Origin of the sequence: Hydrogenophaga sp. (genome assembly GCF_028698005.1) — a bacterium.
Classification (GTDB): domain Bacteria; phylum Pseudomonadota; class Gammaproteobacteria; order Burkholderiales; family Burkholderiaceae_C; genus Hydrogenophaga.
Genome location: NZ_JAQVEJ010000160.1, coordinates 1 through 6579, shown reverse-complemented (window position 1 = coordinate 6579; position 6579 = coordinate 1). Strand labels below are relative to the sequence as shown.

Genomic DNA, 6579 nt, shown 5'->3' with positions numbered 1-6579 from the left:
CGCTTCGAGCACATCGGCGCTGCCGCTCTTGCTCGAGACGCTGCGCCCCCCGTGCTTGCTGACCTTGGCGCCGGCGGCCGCGGCCACGAACATGGAGCAGGTCGAGATGTTGAAGGTGTGCGAGCCGTCACCACCGGTGCCCACGATGTCCACCAGATGCCGGGTGTCGGCCACGGGCACCTTGGTGGAGAACTCGCGCATGACCTGCGCGGCGGCCGTGATCTCGCCGATGGTTTCCTTCTTGACACGCAGGCCGGTGATCAGGGCGGCCATCATGAGCGGGGACATTTCACCGCTCATGATGAGGCGCATCAGGTGCAGCATCTCGTCATGAAAAATCTCGCGGTGCTCGATGGTGCGTTGCAGCGCTTCCTGCGGGGTGATTTTCTGGCTCTGGGGCATGGTGGTTTCTCCTGTTCAGTAGGGGCCGGCCATCGTCGTGCCCGCGGGGCCGGGGACGTTTGCCCCGGCGAAGAAGCGCCGTGCGATGGCAACGGCATGGCCGATACCGGCCGCGTCCACGCCGAGGTGGGTGACGAAGCGCAGGCCGATCAGGCCGGTGGCGAGCACGCCATGGGCCTGGAGGAAATCCAGCAGGGCCGGGCCGCGGCCATCGGCCACGTCGACGAAGACGATGTTGGTTTCAGCCGAGCGCACGCTCAGCCCCTCGATGCCGCGCAACCCCTCGGCCAGGCGCTGCGCGTTGGCGTGGTCCTCGGCCAGGCGATCGACGTGGTGATCCAGCGCGTGCAGTGCGCAGGCCGCCAGCAGACCCGCCTGGCGCAGGCCACCGCCAGCCATCTTGCGGATGCGCCGCGCGCGCTCGATCAGCTCGCGCGAGCCGCACAGGGCCGAGCCGATGGGCGCGCCCAGGCCCTTGCTGAAGCACACCGAGAGGCTGTCGACATGGTCGGCGATTTCGCGCACGCGCTCGTGGGCACCCTGCCCCGGCCGCGCGCTGGCCACCGCCGCGTTGAACACGCGCGCGCCGTCCAGGTGCGTCGCCAGGCCGTGCTGGCGCGCCAGCGCCGTCGCCTCGCGCAGGTAGTCGTCGGGCATGACGTGGCCGTTCCAGGTGTTTTCCAGGCACAGCAGGCGCGTGCGCGCGAAATGCGGATCGTCGGGCTTGATCGCGGCGGCGATGTCGGCCAGGGCCATGCGGCCCTGCGCGTCCTGCGCCAGCGGCTGCGGCTGCACGCTGCCGAACACCGCGGCCCCGCCGCCCTCGTAACGGTAGGTGTGCGCCTGCTGGCCGACGATGTACTCGTCGCCGCGCCCGCAGTGCGCCAGGATGCCGCAGAGGTTGCTCTGCGTGCCCGAGGGCATGAACAGCGCCGCCTCCTTGCCGGTGATGGCGGCGATGCGTTCCTGCAGCGCGTTGACCGTGGGGTCGTCGCCGAACACGTCGTCACCGAGCGGCGCGGCCATCATGGCCTCGCGCATCGCTGCAGTGGGCTGGGTGACGGTGTCGCTGCGCAGATCGACCGTGCTCATCCGATCCGGCGCCGGGCCGCCCCAAGCCGGATCAGCCCCCCCGGGGGGCAGCGACCCGCGCAGCGGTGGAGCGTGGGGGCTCATCATGATGCCTGGTCCAGGAAATTCCTGAGCATCGCATGGCCATGCTCGGTCAGGATGCTTTCGGGGTGGAACTGCACGCCCTCGATGGGCAGGGTCTTGTGGCGCACGCCCTGGATCTCGCCGTCGTCCTCGCTGGTGGCGGTGACCTCCAGGCAGTCGGGCAGCGAGTCGCGTTCGATGACGAGCGAGTGGTAGCGGTTGACCGTGAAGCGCTCGGGCAGGTCCGCAAACACGCCCTTGCGGTCGGTGGCGATGACGCTGGTCTTGCCATGCATCTGCCGGCCGGCGCGCACGATGCGGCCACCGAAGGCGGCACCGATGCTCTGGTGGCCCAGGCATACGCCCAGGATGGGCACCCGGCCGGCGAAGCGGCGGATGGCCTCGATCGAGATGCCGGCCTCGGCCGGCGAACACGGACCGGGCGAGATGACCAGGCGGTCGATCTGCCCCGCATCGAGACGGCGCTGGATCTCGTCCACCGTGATCTCGTCGTTGCGTGCCACGGTGACCTCGGCCCCGAGCTCGCCCAGGTACTGGACGATGTTGTAGGTGAACGAGTCGTAGTTGTCGATCATCAGGAGGCGAATGGACTTGCTCATGGTCTTCACTCCAGCCCTTCTTCCACCAGCTCCGCCGCGCGCAGCAGCGCGCGGGCCTTGTGCTCGGTCTCGCGCCACTCCATCTCGGGCACCGAATCGGCCACCACCCCGGCGGCGGCCTGCACGTGCAGGGTCTGGTCCTTGATGATGGCGGTGCGGATCGCGATGGCCACGTCCATGTCGCCGGCGTAGCTGAGGTAGCCGCAGGCACCGCCGTAGATGCCGCGCTTGACGGGCTCGAGCTGGTCGATCAGCTCCATGGCATGCACCTTGGGTGCGCCGGTGAGCGTGCCGGCCGGGAAGGTGGCCTTGAGCACATCCATGTTGGTCATGCCGTCGGCCAGGATGCCCTCGACGTTGCTCACGATGTGCATGACGTGGCTGTAACGCTCGACGGCGAAGGCCTCGGTCACCTTCACCGAACCGATCTTCGCGATGCGGCCGATGTCGTTGCGCGCCAGGTCGATCAGCATCACGTGTTCGGCGCGCTCCTTCGGGTCGTTGACCAGCTCGGCCTCGATCGCCTTGTCCTTCTCGGGCGTGGCGCCACGCGGGCGGGTGCCGGCCAGCGGGCGGATCGTCACTTTCTGCCCTTCCTCGGTGTGCTCGTGGCGCACCAGGATCTCGGGCGAGGCGCCCACCACGTGGAAATCACCGAAGTGGTAGTAGTACATGTAGGGCGACGGGTTGAGCGAGCGCAGCGCGCGGTACAGGCTCAGCGGCGACTCGGTATAGCGCTTGCTGATGCGCTGACCCACCTGCACCTGCATGAAGTCGCCGGCGGCGATCAGTTCCTTGGCGCGCTCGACCGCCTGGAGGTAGTCGGCCTTGGCGAAGCTGCGCTCGGCCGGGTGGCCTGGCGTGGGCTTGACCACCGGTGCGCTGACCGAGTAGCGCAGCGCCTCCTTGAGTTCGCGCAAGCGGCGCTTGGCCGTCGGGTAGGCTTCGGGCGTGGCCGGATCGGCATAGACGATGAGGTACAGCTTGCCCGAGAGGTTGTCGATGACGGCCAGTTCCTCGCACTGCAGCAGCAGGATGTCGGGCGTGCCCAGCGTGTCGGGCGGGCAGGTGGCTTCGAGCTTCTTCTCGATGTAGCGCACGGCGTCGTAGCCGAAGTAGCCCGCCAGCCCGCCGCAAAAGCGCGGCAGGCCGGGCCGCAGGGCGACCTTGAAGCGCTGCTGGTAGCTGGCGATGAAGTCCAGCGGGTTGCCGCGGTGCGTCTCGACCACCTGGCCGTCGCGCACCACCTCGGTGGTGGCCGCCTCGCCAAAACCGCTGGCGCGCAGCAGCGTGCGTGCCGGCAGGCCGATGAAGCTGTAGCGGCCGAAACGCTCGCCGCCCACGACGGATTCGAGCAGGAAGCTGTACTGGCCGTCGCCCCGGCCATGGGCCAGCTTGAGGTAGAGCGAGAGCGGGGTTTCGAGGTCGGCGAAGGCCTCCGTCATCAGCGGTATGCGGTTGTAACCCTGCTGCGCGAGGCTCCTGAATTCGAGTTCGGTGATCATGTGTTCATCTCCGGCGCGCCGGCCACGGAGAAGCCGGCGGCTTGCGTCATCTGAGGAAGGTGGCAGCCTGGTGGAGGACTGCGGTGCGGGCGGGTGGCACGCCGCGGCACGGGCGCCGGGCCTGACCCAGGAGGAAGGGCTTGTTACGCAGGCTTGCGCCAGGGCCAGGCTCCCCGGCCGTCGAAACGGCCCGGCACACCACCGAGGAGGAGCACGAAACAGGCAAACATGATGGATACAGTGTAGCAAAGGCGGGCAACGGCCGGACGCGCAACCGGACCTGCATACGAAAAGCTACGTGGGTTATTCCTGATCCGGAACCCTTGTCCCGACACCAGCATGCGCGGACAATGAATTGGCGAACGGTCGTTCTTTTTTTCATCCATGAAGCGCCCAGCCCTTTCTTCTCCGGCCCGCCACCTGTGCGCCACCGTGCTGGCCACCGTGATGATGCCGGTGTGCGCGGCCGCCACCATCGAATTGGGCGGCGTGAAGCTGGAGGACACGATCCAGGTGCAGGGCATGCCACTGGTGCTCAATGGCGCCGGCATCCGCTACAAGGCGATGTTCAAGGTCTACACCGCCGGGCTCTACCTGGAGAAGAAGGCCAGCACCATGAACGGGGTCCTGTCCATGCCCGGTCGCAAACGGATGACCATCACCATGCTGCGCGACATCGACTCGGCAGAGCTGGGCAAGCTGTTCTCGCGCGGCATGGAGGACAACATGGACCGCTCGGCCTTCTCCAGGCTGATTCCGGGTGTGATGCGCATGAGCGATGTCTTCACACGCCACAAGTGGCTGCGCACGGGCGAGTCGTTCGTGCTGGACTGGGTGCCGGGCACGGGCACCGTGCTGACCGTCAAGGGCGTTATCGAGGGGGAGCCCTTCCGGGAGCCCGAGTTCTTCGATGCCCTGATGCGCATCTGGCTCGGACCCAGGCCCGCGGACTGGCGCCTGAAGGACGAACTGCTGGGCATCCCGGCCCGGTAAGCCACCGTCCATAGGACGGTCGCCACCGGCTGTCCTGTTCCTAGGGTTTACCCTATGATCCAGGGTCGGGACTGTTGTTCGAATACCCTTTTTGCTGTCAACCCCATCACCTGTTCATGCGCCGACGTCATCTGATCCAGGCGGCCCTCGCCTCTTCTGCCCTCCCCCTTTCAGCCATCGCCCAGGACAGCAACGATATCGTCGTCGCGCACATCGGGGCCTTCACCGTGTTGCCGGCCCTTGATCCGGTATGGCTGCACGAGGGGTTCGCCGCTGCCTTCGACGAAGTCAATGCCCGCGGGGGCATCAATGGCCGCCAGGTGCGGATGCTCAAGTTCGACGACGCCTACTCGTTCGACGGCTTCAAGGCCCGTCTGGCCGAGGCCATGGCCAGCAAGCCGGTGGCCCTGCTTTCGCCCCTGGGCTCGGCCACGCTCAAGGCAGTGCTCGACAACCACGTGCTGGACCAGAACGACGTGGTCGTGATCAACGCCGTGCCCGGGGCCACCGTGCTGCGCGAACCGGGCCATCCCCGGCTGTTTCACATCCGCGCCGGTGACGACCAGCAGATTGCCAAGATCGTCTCGCACGCGCGCGCGCTGAACATCCAGTCGATGGGCGTGCTGTACCAGAACATCCCCATCGGTTCTTCGGGCTTTGCGTCGGCCCAGGCCGCAGCCAAGGGCACGTCGCTGGAGGTCGTCGGCTTCGAGTCCGACATCGACGATGCCGACCTCGCGAAGGCCGCCCAGCAGGTCGCCAAGCGCAACCCGCACGCGGCCCTGGTCGTCGGCAACCCGAAGTTCATGGGTCAGGGTATTGCGGCGTTGCGCGCGGCGGGCATTTCCCAGCAGATCTTCGCCCTGTCCTACCTGCCGGCGGACGTGCTGCACAAACTGGCCGGCAAGGGCGCGCGCGGGGTGGGCATCGCCCAGACCTTCCCCAACCCGCTGGGGGTGACGCAGCCGCTGCACCGGGCGTTCCGGGCCGCGATGCAAAAGACCCATCCCGACCTGAAGGGTGCGTACACGACCTTCAACATGGAAGGCTACATCACGGCACGCGTGTTCATCGAGGCGGCGCGCCGGGCCAAGAGCATCACGCCGGCGGGCATTGCCGAGGCGCTGCGACGCGCGGGCGAGATCGACCTCGGCGGCTTCCGGGTCAACTTCTCCAAGGGCAACGAAGGCAGCCAGTGGGTCGACATCGGCGTGGTCACCGCCGACGGCAAGCTGCTCTACTGAAGCCGCAGCTCGTCCAGCCGGTCCACCCAGGCATCGGCATCGACCGCGTGGACGGGCTGACCATGGTTGTAACCGTAGCTCACCAGCGCGACCGGGCAGCCTGCGGCGCGGGCCGCGCGGGCGTCGTTCTCCGAATCCCCCACCATCAGCGTGCGTGATGGTGCCACGCCCAGGGCCTCGCACGCCTTGAGCAGGGGCAGCGGGTCGGGCTTCTTGCGCGCGAAGCTGTCGCCGCCGAACACATGGGCGAAATACCCGTCCAGTCCCTTGGCCTGGAGCAGGCCCAGGGCGAACGCCAGCGGCTTGTTGGTCAGGCAGGCCAGCGGCAGGCCCGCCGCCCGAAAGGCTTGCAGGCCCTCGTGGACACCGGGGTAGACGTCGGATCGGGTGCCGTTGACGGCCCGGTAGTGCACCTGGTACGCCTGCCAGGCACGCTCGTAGAGGCCGTTGTCGATGGCCGCCTCCGGACGCTGCAGCTGCTCGGCCAGCACCCGGCGGATCAGGTGTTCGGACCCCTTGCCCACGGTGCGCCCGATGAAGGCACGCGCCACCGGGGGCAGCTCCAGATCGGCCAGCATGCGGTTGACGGCCACCTCGAAGTCACCCAGGGTGTCGACCATGGTGCCGTCCAGGTCGACGATGATGGCTGCGGGCATCAGC

Annotated in this window: 6 protein-coding genes and 1 pseudogene; 2 read left to right on the top strand and 5 right to left on the bottom strand. The window is 67.8% G+C overall.

Annotated features, from left to right (window positions below):
- The 4 genes and pseudogenes from trpD to trpE form a co-directional block, all read right to left on the bottom strand.
- A pseudogene (gene trpD, locus PHQ87_RS13375) lies at window positions 1–402 on the bottom strand (anthranilate phosphoribosyltransferase); the annotation flags it as partial.
- A 15-nt stretch (window positions 403–417) separates the two neighbouring features.
- Window positions 418–1494 carry a low-specificity L-threonine aldolase gene (gene ltaE, locus PHQ87_RS13370; protein WP_300235260.1) on the bottom strand — a complete coding sequence of 359 codons (1077 nt, stop codon included), beginning with the start codon at window positions 1492–1494 and terminating at the stop codon, window positions 418–420.
- A gap of 83 nt (window positions 1495–1577) precedes the next feature.
- Window positions 1578–2177, bottom strand: coding sequence for an aminodeoxychorismate/anthranilate synthase component II (locus PHQ87_RS13365; RefSeq protein ID WP_300235257.1), 600 nt, complete (start codon window positions 2175–2177; stop codon window positions 1578–1580).
- A gap of 5 nt (window positions 2178–2182) precedes the next feature.
- Window positions 2183–3682 carry an anthranilate synthase component I gene (gene trpE, locus PHQ87_RS13360; RefSeq protein ID WP_300235254.1) on the bottom strand — a complete coding sequence of 500 codons (1500 nt, stop codon included), beginning with the start codon at window positions 3680–3682 and terminating at the stop codon, window positions 2183–2185.
- A gap of 447 nt (window positions 3683–4129) precedes the next feature.
- Between trpE and PHQ87_RS13355 the strand changes: the two genes are divergently transcribed.
- A complete protein-coding gene (locus PHQ87_RS13355) occupies window positions 4130–4675 on the top strand; it encodes a chalcone isomerase family protein (protein WP_300235265.1) in 546 nt (181 codons plus the stop codon).
- Window positions 4676–4791: 116 nt separating this feature from the next.
- Entirely contained in the window at window positions 4792–5919 is a 1128-nt protein-coding gene (locus tag PHQ87_RS13350) for an ABC transporter substrate-binding protein (protein WP_300235251.1), read from the top strand.
- Here PHQ87_RS13350 and PHQ87_RS13345 read toward each other — a convergent pair.
- Window positions 5913–6575 carry a phosphoglycolate phosphatase gene (locus PHQ87_RS13345; RefSeq protein ID WP_300235262.1) on the bottom strand — a complete coding sequence of 221 codons (663 nt, stop codon included), beginning with the start codon at window positions 6573–6575 and terminating at the stop codon, window positions 5913–5915. The genes PHQ87_RS13350 and PHQ87_RS13345 overlap by 7 nt on opposite strands.
- Window positions 6576–6579 lie beyond the last annotated feature (4 nt).